The organism is Kocuria sp. ICS0012 (assembly GCF_001665945.1).
Taxonomy (GTDB): Bacteria; Actinomycetota; Actinomycetes; order Actinomycetales; family Micrococcaceae; genus Kocuria; species Kocuria marina.
In genome coordinates, this window is sequence record NZ_LZMM01000048.1 from 1 (window position 1) to 16862 (window position 16862).

Genomic DNA, 16862 nt, shown 5'->3' on the forward strand with positions numbered 1-16862 from the left:
GTCCAAAGACACCGTTGGTCTGGGTGGTCATGGTTGGATCTCCTTCGGTCGTGCGGCGTGGCTGTGGCGGGGGCGGGGCGGGGGGGGCCCGCGGCGGCGGGCCCCACGCATCACGGTGTGCGGCGGCTCAGGCGCCCAGCGCCACGAGGCCCGGCAGTTCCTTACCCTCGATGTACTCGAGCGACGCGCCACCCCCCGTGGAGATGTGGCCGAACTGGTCGTCCCGGTATCCCAGGTTGCGCACGGCGGAGGCGGAGTCGCCGCCGCCGATCACGCTCATGGCGTCGGAGTCCACGAGGGCCTGCGCCACGGTCTTGGTGCCGTTGGCGAACGCCGGCATCTCGAACACGCCCACAGGACCGTTCCAGAACACGGTCTTCGCCTCGGCGATCGTGCGCGCGAACAGTTCGGCGGACTCGGGGCCGATGTCCAGGCCCAGGCCGGAGTCACCGATCTTCCCACCCTCGATGTCCGAGACCGGGCGGACCTCGTGCTCGGCGTCCTTGGAGAACTCGGAGGCGTACACAACGTCCACGGGCAGCACGATCTCGGTGCCCGCCTCGGCGGCGCGGTCCAGGTAACCCTTGACGGTGTCGATCTGGTCCTTCTCGAGCAGGGACGAACCCACCGCGTGACCCTGGGCCGCGAGGAACGTGAAGACCATGCCGCCTCCGATGAGCAGCGAGTCCGCCTTACCGATCAGGTTGTCGATCACGGCCAGCTTGTCGGAGACCTTGGACCCACCCATGACCACCACGAACGGGCGCTCGGGATCGGAGATAACCTTGCGCAGGACGTCCACCTCGGTCTTGACCAGGTCACCCAGGTAACCGGGCAGCGCGCGGGCGATGTCGTACACGGAGGCGTGCTTGCGGTGCACGGCCCCGAAGGCGTCATCCACGTACGCACCGTTCTCCCCCGTCAGGGACGCGAGCTCGGCCGCGAACTCCTCCCGCTCGGCGTCGTCCTTGGACGTCTCGCGCGGGTCGAAGCGCACGTTCTCGAGCACGAGGATCTGTCCGTCCTGCAAGGCCTCGGCCTTCTCGTGGGCGTCCTGACCCACCACGTCCGAGGCGACGACGACGTCCGCGTCCGCGAGCTCGGCCAGGCGCGCGGCGGCCGGCTCGATCGAGTACTTGGGGTCCACGGTGCCCTTGGGGCGCCCGAGGTGCGCCATGACGATCAGGCGTGCGCCGGCGTCGGCGAGCTTGGTGAGCACCGGTAAGGACGCGCGCACGCGACCGTCGTCGGTCACGGTGGAACCGTCAAGCGGAACGTTGAGGTCCGAGCGCACGAGCACGCGGCGACCCGCGACCCCCTCTGCCATGAGATCGTCCAGTGACTTGGCCATATCCGTCATCCCTTCCTGTGGTGATGCCGTACTGATGACAATGGCGCCGGTACCCGCGGGCACCGGCGCCACTGAGCGGTCTGACTCAGAGCTTATCCGCTACGTAGGAGACGAAGTCCACGAGACGGAGGGTGTAGCCCCACTCGTTGTCGTACCACGCGATGACCTTGACCTGGTTGTCGATGACCTTGGTCAGGGGCGCGTCGAACACGGTGGAGACGTCGTAGCCCTCGATGTCCTTGGAGACGAGCGCTTCCTCGGAGTACTCGATGATGCCCTTGAAGGGGCCCTCGGCGGCCTGCTTGATCGCGGCGTTCACGGACTCGACCGTGACGTCCTTCTCCACGTCCACGGTGAGGTCCACGAGCGAGCCGGTGGGAACCGGGACGCGCACGGCGAAGCCGTCCAGCTTGCCCTTGAGCTCGGGCAGCACGAGGCCCACGGCGGCGGCGGCACCGGTGGTCGTGGGGATCATGCTCAGCGCGGCGGCGCGGGCGCGGCGCAGGTCCTTGTGCGGGGCGTCGTGCAGGCGCTGGTCACCCGTGTAGGCGTGGATCGTGGTCATGAGACCGCGCTCGATGCCGAACTCGTCGTTGATGACCTTGGCCAGCGGCGCGAGGCAGTTGGTGGTGCAGGACGCGGCGGAGACCAGGTTCATGCTGGCCGAGTCGTAGGATTCGTGGTTCACGCCGTAGACGAACGTGCCGTCCACTTCCTTGCCCGGTGCGGAGAGCACGACCTTCTTGGCACCGGCGTCCAGGTGCGCCTGCATCTTGGGGCCGGTCGTGAACCTGCCCGTGCACTCGATCACAATGTCCACGCCGAGCTCGCCCCAGGGCAGCTTGGAGGGATCGGCCTCGGCCAGGAACTTCACCTGGTGGCCGTTCACGGTCATCATGTCACCGTCCAGGGTGACGTCCGCGCCGAGCCGGCCCATGACGGAGTCGAACTCGAACAGGTGCTTCAAGGTCTCCGGATCCGTGAGGTCGTTCACCGCGACCAACTCGATGTCGTGGCCGTGCTCGGTGTACAGGGCCCGCGCGAAGCAGCGTCCGATCCGTCCGAAACCGTTGATGCCAACCTTGACTGTCACTGCGATCTCCTCTGTCTGTCGGGGGTTGGCGGGTACCGGTCCGTCGAGATGTGGGATCCAAACCAAACGGTAGAACTCCCACACTCTGTTCTCGACGTCGTCCGAGGCCCGCCGGGTCTTCCGGTCCTATTCTACCGAGAACTCACGCGGTTCGACAGGGGCTCGACGCACATTCAGGCGACTCCCCCGTAAACCCCACAAAAACCCACAGCACCGGCGTGTTGCCCGCGGGTGCTACTATGCGCGGCGCTGTTCCGACCCAGCGTGCGCGGCGAACTCGGCGGTCGTGGCCACACCCAGTTCCTCGGCACGGCGGTCCGCCATGGCGAGCAGTCGGCGGATCCGCCCGGCGATCGCGTCCTTGGTCAGGGGCGGGTCCGACAACCGACCCAGCTCGTCCAGGCTCGCCTGCTTGTTGGCGACCCGGAGCCGGCCGGCGGCCCGCAGATGCTCCGGGGCGTCGTCCCCGAGCAGGTCCAGGGCACGCTCGACCTTGGCCCCCGCCGTGACCGCGGCCTGCGCGGAGCGGCGCAGGTTGGCGTCGTCGAAGTTCGCGAGCCGGTTGGCCGTGGCGCGGACCTCCTTGCGCATACGGCGGTCCTCCCACTGCAGCAGCGCGCGGTGCGCGCCCAGGCGCGTGAGCAGCGTGGCGATCGTGTCCCCGTCGCGCACGACGACGCGGTCCGCCCCGCGCACCTGCCGCGCCTTGGCGAGCACGTCCAGCCGACGCGCGGAACCCACGAGCGCGAGCGCTGCCTCGGGACCGGGGCACGTGAATTCCATCGCCGCGGCCCGCCCCGGTTCGGTGAGCGAACCGTGGGCCAGGAAGGCACCTCGGATCACGGCGGCGGACTCCTCGACGCTGCCGTTGACTACGGTGGGCGGCAGACCGCGCACGGGACGACCGTGGGCGTCCAGCAACCCGGTGCGCCGGGCCAGCGCCTCACCGTCGCGGGCAACCCGCACGACCCACGTACGGTCCCGGCGCAGACCACCGCCGCTGATCACCCCGAGCTCGCACTCGTGGCCGAAGACCTCCCCCACGGCGCGTGCCGCGCGGCGCGCGACCGATTCGGTGTCCAGCTCCGCCTGCACCACGATTCGCCCGCCCACGATGTGCAGCCCGCCCGCGAAGCGCAATAGCGCCGAGAGCTCCGCCGCGCGCACCGCAGACTTGCGCACCTGCAGGTGCGAGAGTTCTTCCTTGACCGAAGCGGTCAATGCCATGGTTGTCGATCTCCTTGCCGAGTACGTGTGCTGCGCGGCGGGGGCTCCCGCTCAGCGCTGCGCGTTCATGATCTGCTGGTAGGCCGCGGCCAGTTTGAAGGGGTTGTGCACCGAACTGCCGCTCGTGTCCCGCAGCGAGTCCCAGTGCACGACGGCGCCGAGCTGGGCGGCCGCCGCCTCGACGTCCTTGGGGGACTCCGCGGCGGACGGGTCCGCGAGCACCACGTCCAGGCGCAGGTCCGGGGCGTAGCGCTTGAGCACGCGCAGCTGGTCCCCCGATCCCATGCTGAGGGTCTCGGAATCCCGGGAGAGGTTCAGCGTGACGAGACGCTTGGCCGGGGACCGGCAGATCGCGTCCCGCAGTTCGGACAGCAACAGGTGCGGCAGTACGGAGGTGTGCCACGACCCGGGACCGAGCACGACCCACGCGGCCTCCTCGATCGCGGTGACGGCCTCCGGGCACGCGGGGGCGTCCGCCGGGGACAGGCGCACGTTGCACACGTCCGCCTCCTTGGCGAGCCGTGACTGGCCCGTGACGGTGCGCGTAATCTTCTCCGGGGGGCACTCCTGCGTGGGATTGCTCCCGGGCGAGACATCCCCCTCGATCACGAGCGGGAGGCAACTCATGGGTAGCACCTGGCCGCGCGCACCCAGCAGCGCACCGGCCCAGCGCAGTCCCTCCACGGGGTCGCCGAGCAGCTCCCACAACGTTACGATCAGCAGGTTCCCCAGGGCGTGGTTGTCCAGACCCTCGTCCGGGTGGGTCTTGATGCTGAACCGGTGCTGCATCACGTCGCTCCACGTGCGACCCCATTGGGAGTCGTCGCACAGCGCCGCCAGCGCCATCCGCAGATCGCCGGGCGGCAGGACGCCCAGGTCGTTGCGCAGTCGACCGGACGATCCGCCGTCGTCCGCGACCGTGACCACGGCTGTGAGGGCCGGCGCCAACAGACGCAGGGCGGACAGGCTCGCGGACAACCCGTGACCGCCACCCAGGGCGACCACGGAATCGGCATCCGTCAGGGACGCGCGCGCGGAGGCGTCCAACGAGTGGTAGGGGTCCACGTCGCGTCGGCTGCTCAGCGGCAATCGGGGCAACGCACCCGTCGTAGGAAAGTTAGTCATGGAATCCGTAATTTCTGGGGGCGGGACTACTCTCGGCCCAGGTCCCGGTGCTGGATGTTGACGGTCACGCGGGGGGACTTGCTGAGCCGCCGCGCGACCTCCTCGGTGATCGCCACGGAACGGTGCTTGCCTCCCGTGCACCCGATGGCGATGCTCGCGTAGTGCTTGTTCTCGGTGCGGTAGCCGGCGAACACCGGTTCGAGCATGGCCACGAAGCGGTCCACGAAGGTCGGCGTGCCGTGGTGGCCGAAGACGTAGTCCCGTACCTCGGGGTCCTTGCCCGTGCGCGGGCGCAACGCGGGGACCCAGTGGGGATTGGGGATGAAACGCACGTCCGCGAGGAAGTTCGCGTCCGCGGGCACGCCGTACTTGAACCCGAAGCTCATGACCGTGAGCCGCAGCACCACCGGACCGCTCGTGGAGAACATGTCCGCGACGGCCTTGGTCAGCGCGTGCACGTTGAAGGACGAGGTGTCCAGCACGGAGTCGGCGGTCTCGCGCAGATCGCGCAACAGCTCGCGCTCGGCGCGGATCCCGTCCAGGATCCGGCCGCCCGCCTGCAGGGGGTGGGGGCGGCGCTGGAGCTCGTAGCGCGAGACGATCACCTCGTCCGAGGCCTCGAGGAACAGCACCGAGAACTCCACGCCCGAGCGTTCGAGCGCGGCGAGGGTCTCACGCATGTCGTTGAACAGTGCCTTGCCACGCACGTCGATCACCACGGCGAGCTTGGGCAGGGTCTGCGGGGTCCGCGACACGAGGTCCGCCAGCGTCCCGAGCATCTGCGGGGGCAGGTTGTCCACGACATACCACCCGAGGTCCTCGAGCGCGTTGGCCGCCGTGGAGCGACCCGCCCCGGACATCCCGGTCACGATCAGCAACTCCGCCGTGGGGGGCTTAACCGGTTCCAGGGTGGAGGGCGTGGCTTCCGGGGGTGGGCTGCTCATGTGGTCACGGACCGCCTGATCTTCCGACTGCAGGGTTCGTTTCCAGGGTAGACCAGTTTCAGTCGAGCAGTTCGCCCGTCTCGGTATCCACAGCCGGCTCCCGGGCCTCGGTGCCGCCCCCGAGGGTCTGCGCGACCTTGGTGGCCAACGCGGGCCCGAAGCCCTTGACCTCGAGGATCTCCTCCGCGGTGGCGGCGCGCAGTTTCTTGACCGAGCCGAAGTGCTTGAGCAGGGCCTTCTGCTTGGCCGGGCCCAGCCCAGGCACGTCGTCGAGCGCGGAGACCGTCATGGCTTTGGAGCGCTTCTGCCGGTGGAACGTGATCGCGAAACGATGGGCCTCGTCGCGCACGCGCTGCATGAGGAACAACCCTTCCGAGGCGCGGGGCAGGATGACCGGGAACTCGTCGTCGGGCACCCACACCTCCTCGAGCCGCTTGGCCAGACCCACCACGTGGACGTCGTCCACGCCGAGGTCGTCCAGGGCGCGCTGGGCCGCCGCGACCTGGGGCGGGCCGCCGTCCACGATCACGAGATTGGGGGGATACGCGAAGGCGCGCGCGGGCGCGTCGTCGGCGTCCGGGGCCACCTCCCCGCTGTGCACGCCCTTCTCCGCGGCGCGGCGCTGCTGTTCGAGGTGGCGGGAGAACCGGCGGTGGATGACGTCGTACATGGACGCGGTGTCGTCCCGTGCGGCGTCGCCAGTGATCGAGAACTTGCGGTACTCCGACTTGCGCGGCAGACCGTCCTCGAACACGACCATGGACGCGACCACATTGGTGCCCTGGACGTGGGAGATGTCGTAGCACTCGATGCGCATGAGGGCGTCCGGGAGGTCCAGGGCCTCCTGCAACTGCTGCAGGGACGCCGAGCGCGTGGTCAGGTCCCCCGCGCGGCGGGACTTGTGCAGGGCCAGCGCCTGGCGCGCGTTCTCCGCGACGGTCTCGAGCAGCTGCGCCTTGTCACCGCGCTGGGGCCGTTGGATGGCCACCTGGGAACCGCGCAGCTCACTGAGCCAGTTGCGCAGCTCGTCCGCCTCGTCCGGTTCCGCGGACACGTACACCGTGCGCGGGATCGTGTCCTGGCGGTACGCGAGCTCGGACGTGCGGCGGTGCTTGGCGACCACGTCCGTGCTCCCGCCTGCGGTCTGTTTCCTGCGGGCCGACGGCGCGGGGGCCAGTTCCGATTGCGCCTCGCCGTAGACCTGTTGCAACAGGTGGGTCATGAGCTGGGCGGTTGTGACGTCCTCGACCTTCTCGGTGATCCACCCGCGCTGACCCCGGATCCGGCCACCACGCACGTAGAACACCTGGACCGCGGCCTCGAGCTCGTCCTCGGCAATCGCGAAGAAGTCCGCGTCCGTGGTGTCCGCGAGCACCACCGTGTTGCGCTCGAAAGCCCGTTCGAGCGCGCCGACGTCGTCGCGGCGTGCCGCAGCGGTCTCGAAGTCCATACGCTCGGCGGCCTCGTTCATTTGCCGCGTGAGCTCCCGGATGTACGGCTTGGCGTGCCCGGCCATGAAGCGGCACAGGTCGTCGGCGAGCCGGCGGTGGTCCTCGCGGGAGATCTCCCCCACGCACGGCGCCGAGCACTTGTCGATGTAACCCAGCAGGCACGGGCGGCCACTGCGCTCGGCGCGCTGGAACACACCCTTGGTGCACGTGCGCACGGGGAAGACCCGCAACAGGGCGTCCAGGGTGTCCCGGATGGCCCACGCCTGGGAATAGGGGCCGAAGTAGCGGTTGCCCGGTTTCTTCTCCCCGCGTGTGACCATCGCCCGCGGGACGTCCTCGGACATCGTGACCGCCAGGTACGGATAGGACTTGTCGTCCCGGTAGGCGATGTTGAACCGGGGCGCGAACTCTTTGATCCACGTGTACTCGAGCTGCAGGGACTCGAACTCCGAGCCCACCACGGTCCACTGCACCGCCGCGGCCGTGGTGACCATGGTGCGGGTCTTGGGCGCGAGCTGGTGCAGGGGCGCGAAGTAGGACGAGAGCCGGTTGCGCAGGTTCTTGGCCTTGCCCACGTAGATCACACGGCCGTGTTCGTCCCGGAACCGGTAGACCCCCGGATTGGTGGGGATGTCCTGTCGGGCCGGTCTGTAGCTCGCCGGGTCAGCCACGCCCGGCGTCCCTCTGCACGGACGGGGACACGTTGTACACGTCCTTGCGCGGTTGCCCGGATAGTCCCGCGATCGTGGTCATGATCTGCTCCACGTGGGTCTTGCGCAGCTTGCCCGTCTGATGCCCGTGGGACTCCGGTGTGGGGATGGGCTCCCCCACGTGCATCTCGAACTTGGCGGGGCGGATCATGGTAGCCCCGGGCGGTTGCAACCGCTGGGTGCCGATCAGCCCCACGGGCACCACCGGGGCGCCCGTGACGTAGGCCAGGTAGGCCACGCCGGAGTGCCCGCGGTACAGGTAACCGTCCCGGGAGCGCGTGCCCTCCGGGTAGATCCCGAACACGTTGCCCTGCTTGAGGTGTTCCACGGCAGGATCCAGGGCCGCCACGGACTCGCTCTGCTGACCGCGGGTCACGGGGATGATGTCGATGAACTCGAAGGCCTCGCGCATGAGCTTGCCCTTGATCCCGGGGCTGTTGACGTACTCCGCCTTGGCGATGAACTTGACCCGGCGGGGCATGAACGCGGAGATGATGACCGAGTCCAGGAAGGACAGGTGGTTGGACGCGATGATCACGGGGCCGTCCTGCGGGAGGTTCTCCAGACCCGTGATCACGGGACGACACAGCAGCCTCAGGGCGCGCGCCACCGAGGCCTTGGTCAGGTCGTATTTCGTGATCACTGCTCGCTCCCCTACCGGTCCGTGTATTGCTGGAGCAAGTGTGCCAAATCCCCGGGCTCACGAGCGACAGCGGCACACACGTCCCGCAGTTCCCCGAGTTGCGCGAAGCCCCATCCTGCGCCCAGGCAGTCGATGCCGTGGCTGCGGGCACCGTCGGCGTCGTAGCTGCGGTCCCCGATCATCACGGTGCGTGCGGGGTCCGGGGGCAGCGCACCCATGCGCCGCAGCGCCTCCCCGATGATCGCGGGCTTGTCGTGCAGCCGCCCGGACCCGCTCGGTTGCGCGAGATCGTCCGCGGCGCCGCTCACGGTCTCGAAGTACTCGTCCAGCCCGAAACGCGACACGACCTCCACGGCGATGTGTTCGGGCTTCTGGGTGGCCACGGCCTGACGCACGCCGCGCTCGCGCAGCGACCCCAGCACCTCGCGGACACCCGGATAGACGCGCGAGCGGTCCAGGCCCTCCGCGAGGTACCCGGCACGGTACACCGCGGCGACCTCCGCGATCCGGTCCTCGGGGACGTCCGTGAACCGGCGCAGGGACTCCCCGATCGGCGGTCCCACGAAGCGCCCGAGGTTCTCGGGCACGGCGAAGCCGCACGAGCGCAGGGCGCCGGCGATCCCGTCTGTGATGGCCCCGGCGGGATCCAGGACCGTGCCGTCCAGGTCCCACAGGACGATGGGGCTCTGGACGCTCATGCCCGGTCCCCCACCGCGGCCTCGGCGCGCTGCCGGTTCTCCTGCGTCCCGTCGGCCGGTTCCGCGTCTCCCGGGGCCTCCGCGCCGTCCGCGGTGTTGCCCGGGTCCGCAGCGTCCCCCGGGCGCGCGGCCTCGCCGGAACTCGCAGTGCCGTCCGCGTCGCTGCGGTGGGCGGCCTCCCTGGCGGCGGAGTGCTCGAGCACCTCGCGTACGAACTGCCCCGTGAAGCTGTCCTTGTTGCGAGCGACCTGCTCCGGGGTGCCCTGTGCCACGACCGTGCCACCGCCGGATCCCCCGTTGGGGCCCAGGTCCACGATCCAGTCCGCCGACTTCACGACGTCCAGGTTGTGCTCGATGGTCATGACGCTGTTGCCCTTGTCGACCAGGCTCTGCAGCACCATGAGCAGCTTGCGGATGTCCTCGAAGTGCAGACCCGTGGTGGGCTCGTCCAGGACGTAGATCGTGCGCCCGTTGGAACGCTTCTGCAGTTCCGCGGCGAGCTTGACGCGCTGAGCCTCACCGCCGGAGAGCGTGGTGGCGGGCTGACCCAGCCGCACGTACCCGAGGCCCACCTCCACGAGCGTGGTGAGGTAGCGCGCGATCGCGGTGAACGGCGCGAAGAACTCCGCCGCCTCCTCGATGGGCATGTCCAGGACCTCCGCGATGTTCTTGCCCTTGTAGTGCACCTCGAGGGTCTCGCGGTTGTAGCGCGCGCCCTTGCACACCTCGCACGGGACGTAGACGTCCGGCAGGAAGTTCATCTCGATCTTCAGCGTCCCGTCACCCGAGCATGCCTCGCAGCGCCCGCCCTTGACGTTGAACGAGAACCGGCCTTGCTGGTAGCCGCGGACCTTGGCCTCTTGGGTCTCCGCAAACAGCTTGCGGATCCTGTCGAACACGCCCGTGTACGTGGCCGGGTTGGAGCGCGGGGTGCGCCCGATGGGGCTCTGGTCCACGTGCACGACCTTGTCCAGGTGTTCCAGACCGTCGATGCGCTTGTGCCGACCGGGCACCTGCTTGGCGCCGTTGAGCTGATTGGCCAGGCTCGTGTAGAGGATGTCGTTGACGAGCGTGGACTTCCCCGAACCGGAGACGCCCGTGACGGCCACGAAGACCCCGAGCGGGAAGTCCACCGTGAGGTTCTGCAGGTTGTTCTCCCGCGCACCCACGACCGTGAGCTGCCGCTTCTTGTCCACGGGACGCCGCGTCGTGGGGACTTCGATCAGCTTGCGGCCGGTGAGGTAGTCGGCCGTGATGGACCGGCGGTTCTCGAGCAGCTGGTCGTAGGTCCCGGAGTGGACCACGTCCCCACCGTGCACGCCCGCGCCCGGGCCCACGTCCACGATCCAGTCGGCCTCGCGCATGGTGTCCTCGTCGTGCTCGACCACGATGAGGGTGTTGCCCATGTCCCGCAAGCGCAGCAGGGTGTCGATGAGTCGGCGGTTGTCGCGCTGGTGCAGCCCGATGGACGGCTCGTCCAGGACGTAGAGCACGCCCACGAGCCCCGCACCGATCTGGGTGGCGAGCCGGATGCGTTGTGCCTCCCCGCCGGACAGCGTGGCCGCGGCCCGCTCCAGGTTGAGGTAGTCCAGCCCGACGTCGATCAGGAACGTCAGGCGCGCGATGATCTCCTTGAGCACCTGGTCACCGATCCTGGCCTCGCGGGTGTCAAGGTCCAGCTGCTGGAAGAACGCGAGGGAATCGCGCATGGGCAGGCGTGTGGCCTCGGCGATGTTCTTCCCGCCCACGGTGACCCCCAGGATCGTGGGGTTCAGCCGCGCGCCCCCGCACTCGGGGCACGCCACCTGGCGCATGTACTGCTCGTAGCGGTCCTTGGCGTGATCGGACTCGGTCTCCTCGTGCTTGCGCTTGATATAGCCGAACACGCCCTCGAAGCCCTGCGTATACCGGCGCTCGCGGCCCCACCGGTTGCGGTAGGCCACGGTGACCTTGTAGTCCTTGCCGTGCAGGATGGCCTTGCGTGCCTTGGCCGGCAGGTCCTTCCACGGGGTCACGAGGTCGAATCCGGCCTCCTCCCCGAGTCCGGCGAGCAAGCGGTTCCAGTAGTCACTCGTGGCTTTGCCCAGGGACCACGGCGCGATGGCGCCCTCCACGAGGGACAGGTCCGGGTTGGGAACCACGAGGTCCTCGTCCACCTCGAGGCGCGAACCGATGCCGTCGCACTCGGGGCACGCGCCGAACGGGGCGTTGAACGAGAACGAGCGCGGCTCGATCTCGTCCGTCTGCAGCTCGTGCTCGTTGGGGCACGCGAGGTTCTCGGAAAACGTGCGGCGGGTCTCGTGCCACGGGGACTGCTCGCCCTCACGGGTCACGAGCTCGATGACCACGCGTCCGTCCGCGAGGTTCAGGGCGGTCTCGACCGAGTCGGTGAGCCGCTGCCGGGCGTCCGGCTTGGCCGTGAGGCGGTCCACGACCACGTCGATCGTGTGCTTGTACTGCTTCTTGAGCTTGGGCGCGTTCTCGAGCTGAACGGTCTCGCCGTCCACGACGGCGCGCGCGTATCCCTGGGTGCTCAGCTGCTGGAACAGGTCCTGGAACTCGCCCTTGCGACCCTTGACCACGGGGGCGAGCACCATGAACCGGGTGCGCTCGGGCAGCTCGAGCAGCTGGTCCACGATCTGCTGGGGCGTCTGCTTGGTGATGGGCTCACCGCACACCGGGCAGTGCGGGTGGCCGATCCGCGCCCACAGCAGACGCATGTAGTCGTAGATCTCGGTGATCGTGCCCACCGTGGAGCGCGGGTTGCGCGAGGTGGACTTCTGGTCGATGGACACCGCCGGGGACAGCCCCTCGATGAAGTCCACGTCCGGCTTGTCCACGCGGCCCAGGAACATCCGGGCGTAGGAGGACAGCGACTCCACGTAGCGGCGCTGACCCTCGGCGAAGATGGTGTCGAAGGCCAGGGAGGACTTCCCGGACCCGGACAGCCCCGTGAACACGACCATGGAATCGCGGGGGATGGTCAGATCCACGTTCTTGAGGTTGTGCTCGCGGGCACCCTGCACCACGATCTCGGTCAGGTCCGAGACACCGGAGGCGCGGGTGCGCGGGGCACGGTCGTGGGCCACTCGTTCCGCGAGCACGGAGCTCGACGAACGGTCACTGGGGGTTCGGCGGGTTTGCTCAGACACGGCAGTCACTCTATTACCAGCCACCGACACGACGAGCGGGTCCAGGGACGAATCAGCGCAGCGCGCAATGCGACCTCCCGGCCGGATCGCGCGCTGCACCGTCGTCCGTCGTGTCCCCTGCGAGTGGACAACTCATTCGGCAGCGGGGCACCCTACTCGGCCCGGTGCCGAGGGTGGGGATGCGGGTGCGCGGTCCCCGCGGAGTCGGGCTCGACCGGCGCGGCGTGGGCCCCGCGGGCCGAACGCGCCGTCTCCTCGGCGCGCTCGCCGTGGGAGCGCCGCAGCCCGGAGGCCTTGGGATCGACCACGGGCAGTTCACCGGTCTCCGCGTGCTGCATGCGCAGCCCGGCCGCTTCCACGGGGTTGACGCGCTTGGTCACCATGGTGATCTCACCCGTCTCCGGGTCCACCTCCGCGACGTCCACCGTGGTGCGCAGCGGCACCTCCTTCATGAGCAGCACGCACACCAGGGTTACCAGCGATGCGATCCCGGCCACGAGGAAGAGCAACCCGGTCCCGGTGCCGTACGCCTCACGAATGGCCTCCAGCACTGCCGGGGGCAGCCCCGCGAGGTCGATCGACGCGGCGTCGGGCGTTTGGTGGGCATCCAGACCGTGGTCCGCGGCAAACTGGGACATCTCGCTCGAGAGGTGACGCGTGAGCAGTGCCCCGAACAGAGACACCGCCACGGCGCCACCCACGGTGCGGAAGAATGCGACCGCGGAGGACGCGGAGCCCATGTCCTTCAGGCCCACGGTATTCTGCACGGCGAGCACGAGGTTCTGGTTCAGCGTGCCCACGCCCAGACCCACGAGGCAGATGAAGATGCCCACGAGCCACGCGGGCGTCGCGTGGGTCAGCTGGGACGCCAGGAACAGACCGATCACGAGGATTACCGCGCCCGCGATCAACACCCGCTTCCACCGGCCGAAACGCGTGATGAGCTGGCCTGCGACCATGGAGCCCAGGAACGATCCCACGACCTGCGGGAGCATGAGCAGCCCGGATTCGGTGGGTGTGTAGCCCTGGCCCAGCTGGAAGTACTGACCCAGGTACGTCGTGGACGCGAACATGGCGCCACCCGTGGCGATCGCCGCGATGATCGCGAGCACGGTGGTGCGCTCGGTGACCACGTGCAGGGGCATGGTCGGTTCGCTCGCGCGTCGCTCCACCAGGATGAACGCCAAGGTGCTGAGCACGCCCACCACGATCAGCAGGATGGACTCCCACGAACCCCAGTCGAAGAGCTTGCCCGCGAAGGACACCCACAACAGCAGGGAGGACGTGGCCACCGCGAGCAGGGCCATACCCAGGAAGTCCACTGTGGGCGCCGTCTCACGCGTGGTCTCGGGCAGGTGCAGCGTGCGCACGATCAGCACGGCCGCGAGGATCGACAGCGGCACGGGGATCAGGAAGCACCAGCGCCACCCGAACGCGTCCACGATGAGCCCGCCCAGGAGCGGGCCCACCGACGTGGCCACGGCCATGACCGCGCCCATGTACCCGGCGTACCGGCCGCGCTCGCGCGGCGGGATGATCGTGCCCAGGATCGTCTGGGCCAGCGCCATCAGGCCGCCCATACCCACGCCCTGGATCACGCGCGCCACCACGAGCATGGTGATGGATCCCGCGAGACCCGCGGCGGCGGAACCGATCACGAAGATCGCGATGGCCATGAGCAGCAGCTTTTTCTTGTCGAAAAGGTCCGCGAGCTTGCCCCACATGGGGGTCGTGACGGCGTTGGCCAACAGGGTGCCCGTGACCGTCCAGGACAGTGCCGTCTGGTCTCCGCCCAGGTCCGCCATGATGACGGGCAGTGCCGTGCCGATGATGGTCAGGGTGACCATGGCCATGAAGAACGCGGCCAGGATGCCGGTCAACGCCCGCAGGACGTCCCGATGCTCCTGGTCGCTCGTTCGCGTAGTACGTGCCTTACCGCGCGTGTCCTGGGCTGCCGTCACGGGCTGTTCTCCTTTGCGCGACCGGGGTCACCGGACGCCGTGGGGTGCGGGGATCCGGGCTGCGCCCCGGGCTCCGGCGCGATCGTGGCCGCCGTGACCCGGGACATGCCCAGTGATGTCAGGAAGAGTTCGGTGAGCCGGTTGAGGTCCACGCGTGTGCGTTCTGCCTCGTCCTCGCCCAGGTCGCCCAGACGGGCGACGAGGGTCTCGGCGTCCGCGCGCAGGTTCGCCTCGAGGGCCTTGCGACCCTCGGCGGTGATCTCCACGATCTGCGCGCGTCCGTCCTCGAGATCCCGTGTGCGGGTCACGTACCCCAGGTGTTCGAGGGCGCTCAGGTGTCGGCTCATCCCTGAAGCCCCGAGGCCGGACTCGGCCACGATGTCCTTTGCCCGGCGTCCGGGCACGCACGCGAGATAGCTCAGGATGTTGGTGTGCACCATGGACAGTTCCCGGTGCAGCGCCGCTGCCTTGAGCACCTTGCGGGTCACGCGTTGCAGCTCGAACAAGTCGCGCACGAGCTCCTCGGCGGTCGCGTGTGACACGCCCATCCACTCCCCCGTTCCTCGGGTGCCGGGCCCGTAGCGCGCGGTCCGCACCCGGTGCGGGCGGTCATGAGTTCATTGCTGCCCACCCGGGCGATCCGCTGGGTTCGCAGGACTCGGCGGTCGACGCCGCTCGGTCGGGCGAGCACGCGGCGCTCGGATGCCGCCAGCTTATTTATTTGCTTCGCGCAACTATATATCTATACGCTCCGGTAGTCCATCACCGGGCGGGTCGTCTGCATTACACGCACCTCCCCACGCGCGGCCGCGTATTAGCCCGGCGTGACTCGGCGGCCTAGAATCGTGGGCATGATCGCTACCCAGACCGAGATCACGGAACTCGCCGACATCACCATCCGCCGCATTTCGGTGAGCGAGATGGACAACAACGTGTACCTCCTCACCTCCAAGGAGCACGGCACGCAGGTGCTCATCGACGCCGCGGACGACGCCCGCGCCATCGCCGGTCTCGTGGCCGCCGGGTCCGGGGACTGCTCCGACTGGGGGAACCTGCAGTTGATCATCACGACCCACTCGCACTGGGACCACGTGCGCGCGCTGGAGTCCGTGGCCTTGCACTCGGAGGCCATGACGGCGTGCGGTGCCGCGGACGAGAACGACATCTCGGTGCCCATGGACCTCACGTTCGAGAACGGGGACACCGCCGAGCTCGACGGTTTCGAGCTGGACATCATCGAGCTGCGCGGGCACACCCCAGGCTCCATCGCGGTGGTGTACCGGGACCCGTCCGGGCCCGCCCACATCTTCTCGGGTGACTCCCTCTTCCCCGGCGGTCTCGGCAAGACGAACTCCCCCGAGGACTTCCAGCAGCTCTACCAGGACGTCACCGAGCGGATCTTCGACGAGTTCCCGGACGACACCGTGATCCACCCGGGCCACGGCGACCCCACGACCCTGGGCGCCGAACGCCCGCACCTGCAGGAGTGGAAAGAACGCGGCTGGTGAGCGCCGCCTCGTCCGGGGCCGCGGCCCCGGCGCGTAACACGGCGGACCGGGCCGCGTACGTCGCCGTCTTGGCCTTCCCCCTGTTGGTGCTCGCGGGCGGGGTGGTCGGATACGCGTTCGCCCCCACGGTGCACCAGGCCGCGGGCTGGACGAATCCCCTGCTGGGTCTCGTGATGTTCGGGATGGGACTCACTCTGCGTCCCGTGGACTTCGCGCTCGTGGCCAAGCGCCCGGTCCCGATCGTCGTGGGTGTGTTGGCCCAGTACGTCCTCATGCCGACCATCGCGCTGCTCGTGACCTGGCTGCTGCGACTGCCCCCGGAGATCGCGGCCGGCGTGATCCTCGTGGGCTGCGCCCCGGGCGGCACGTCCTCCAACGTGGTGTCCTACCTGGCCCGCGGTGACGTGGCCGTGTCCGTGACCATGACGTCCATCTCCACGCTGCTCGCCCCGCTGCTCACCCCGTTCCTCACGCTGTGGCTCGCGGGCGCGTATATGCCGCTCGACGGCCCCGCCATGGCCAAGTCGATCGCCCTGATCGTCCTACTGCCCGTGCTCGCGGGACTCGTGGTGCGCCTCACGCTACCCCGCGCGGTCGAGCGTTTGCTACCCGTGCTGCCGTGGGTGTCGGTACTCGGCATCGCCGTGATCGTGGCGGTCGTGGTCTCTGGCTCGGCGGACAAGATCATCCAGGCGGGACTGCTCGTGCTCGCCGCCGTCGCGATCCACAACGTGCTCGGGTATTTGCTGGGTTACGCGGTCGGCCGGGTAACCGGACAGCCGGCTCCCGTGCGCCGGACCACCGCGGTGGAGGTCGGCATGCAGAACTCCGGACTCGCCGCGGGTCTCGCGGCGCAGTACATGTCCCCGCTCGCGGCCCTGCCCGGCGCGGTGTTCTCGGTGTGGCACAACCTCTCCGGCGCGGTCTTCGCGCTGCTGTGCCGCCGGGCGGATTCGGCCGCGGCGCGGCGCGCGAACATCTGACGACGTCGCGACGTCG

The 16862-nt window shown here is 69.0% G+C and carries 13 protein-coding genes; 2 read left to right on the forward strand and 11 right to left on the reverse strand.

Features of this window, described 5'->3' with window-relative positions; translation table 11 throughout:
• Positions 1-127 precede the first annotated feature (127 nt).
• From pgk to A5728_RS08315, 11 genes are all read right to left on the reverse strand, one after another.
• Positions 128-1351, reverse strand: coding sequence for a phosphoglycerate kinase (gene pgk / locus A5728_RS08265; protein ID WP_206478520.1), 1224 nt, complete (start codon positions 1349-1351; stop codon positions 128-130).
• An 85-nt stretch (positions 1352-1436) separates the two neighbouring features.
• Entirely contained in the window at positions 1437-2444 is a 1008-nt protein-coding gene (gene gap / locus A5728_RS08270; protein ID WP_064846590.1) for a type I glyceraldehyde-3-phosphate dehydrogenase, read from the reverse strand.
• A 237-nt stretch (positions 2445-2681) separates the two neighbouring features.
• Complete coding sequence (whiA, locus tag A5728_RS08275; RefSeq protein ID WP_035962064.1) at positions 2682-3671, reverse strand: DNA-binding protein WhiA; 990 nt, start codon at positions 3669-3671, stop codon at positions 2682-2684.
• Positions 3672-3722: 51 nt separating this feature from the next.
• Complete coding sequence (gene yvcK, locus A5728_RS08280; RefSeq protein ID WP_094067113.1) at positions 3723-4796, reverse strand: uridine diphosphate-N-acetylglucosamine-binding protein YvcK; 1074 nt, start codon at positions 4794-4796, stop codon at positions 3723-3725.
• A gap of 26 nt (positions 4797-4822) precedes the next feature.
• Complete coding sequence (gene rapZ / locus A5728_RS08285; protein ID WP_064846591.1) at positions 4823-5740, reverse strand: RNase adapter RapZ; 918 nt, start codon at positions 5738-5740, stop codon at positions 4823-4825.
• Positions 5741-5798: 58 nt separating this feature from the next.
• A complete protein-coding gene (uvrC, locus tag A5728_RS08290; RefSeq protein ID WP_064846592.1) occupies positions 5799-7862 on the reverse strand; it encodes an excinuclease ABC subunit UvrC in 2064 nt (687 codons plus the stop codon).
• Positions 7855-8541: a 1-acyl-sn-glycerol-3-phosphate acyltransferase gene (locus A5728_RS08295; protein WP_064846607.1), complete on the reverse strand. Its 687-nt coding sequence runs from the start codon at positions 8539-8541 to the stop codon at positions 7855-7857. Before A5728_RS08295 ends, uvrC begins: the two co-directional genes overlap by 8 nt.
• 14 nt (positions 8542-8555) lie before the next feature.
• Positions 8556-9242 carry an HAD family hydrolase gene (locus tag A5728_RS08300; protein ID WP_064846593.1) on the reverse strand — a complete coding sequence of 229 codons (687 nt, stop codon included), beginning with the start codon at positions 9240-9242 and terminating at the stop codon, positions 8556-8558.
• Positions 9239-12346, reverse strand: a complete 3108-nt coding sequence (gene uvrA, locus A5728_RS08305) for an excinuclease ABC subunit UvrA (RefSeq protein WP_369795624.1) — start codon at positions 12344-12346, stop codon at positions 9239-9241. Before uvrA ends, A5728_RS08300 begins: the two co-directional genes overlap by 4 nt.
• A gap of 200 nt (positions 12347-12546) precedes the next feature.
• The gene (locus A5728_RS08310) at positions 12547-14355 is read right to left on the reverse strand and encodes an MDR family MFS transporter (RefSeq protein ID WP_064846594.1); all 1809 of its coding nucleotides are present in this window, start codon (positions 14353-14355) and stop codon (positions 12547-12549) included.
• Positions 14352-14903, reverse strand: coding sequence for a MarR family winged helix-turn-helix transcriptional regulator (locus A5728_RS08315; protein WP_064846595.1), 552 nt, complete (start codon positions 14901-14903; stop codon positions 14352-14354). The genes A5728_RS08310 and A5728_RS08315 overlap by 4 nt, the downstream gene beginning before the upstream one ends.
• A 303-nt stretch (positions 14904-15206) precedes the next feature.
• Between A5728_RS08315 and A5728_RS08320 the strand changes: the two genes are divergently transcribed.
• On the forward strand, positions 15207-15863 hold the full coding sequence (locus A5728_RS08320; protein WP_064846596.1) for an MBL fold metallo-hydrolase: 657 nt from the start codon (positions 15207-15209) through the stop codon (positions 15861-15863).
• Positions 15860-16846: a bile acid:sodium symporter family protein gene (locus A5728_RS08325; RefSeq protein WP_064846597.1), complete on the forward strand. Its 987-nt coding sequence runs from the start codon at positions 15860-15862 to the stop codon at positions 16844-16846. The genes A5728_RS08320 and A5728_RS08325 overlap by 4 nt, the downstream gene beginning before the upstream one ends.
• Positions 16847-16862 lie beyond the last annotated feature (16 nt).

Excerpts from the sequence above, each read along its gene's own strand:
- pgk (WP_206478520.1), bottom strand. The coding sequence starts at position 1,351 with ATGGCCAAGTCACTGGACGATCTCATGGCAGAGGGGGTCGCGGGTCGC.
- whiA (WP_035962064.1), bottom strand. The coding sequence starts at position 3,671 with ATGGCATTGACCGCTTCGGTCAAGGAAGAACTCTCGCACCTGCAGGTG.
- yvcK (WP_094067113.1), bottom strand. The coding sequence starts at position 4,796 with ATGACTAACTTTCCTACGACGGGTGCGTTGCCCCGATTGCCGCTGAGC.
- rapZ (WP_064846591.1), bottom strand. The coding sequence starts at position 5,740 with ATGAGCAGCCCACCCCCGGAAGCCACGCCCTCCACCCTGGAACCGGTT.
- A5728_RS08300 (WP_064846593.1), bottom strand. The coding sequence starts at position 9,242 with ATGAGCGTCCAGAGCCCCATCGTCCTGTGGGACCTGGACGGCACGGTC.
- A5728_RS08315 (WP_064846595.1), bottom strand. The coding sequence starts at position 14,903 with ATGGGCGTGTCACACGCGACCGCCGAGGAGCTCGTGCGCGACTTGTTC.
- A5728_RS08320 (WP_064846596.1), top strand. The coding sequence starts at position 15,207 with ATGATCGCTACCCAGACCGAGATCACGGAACTCGCCGACATCACCATC.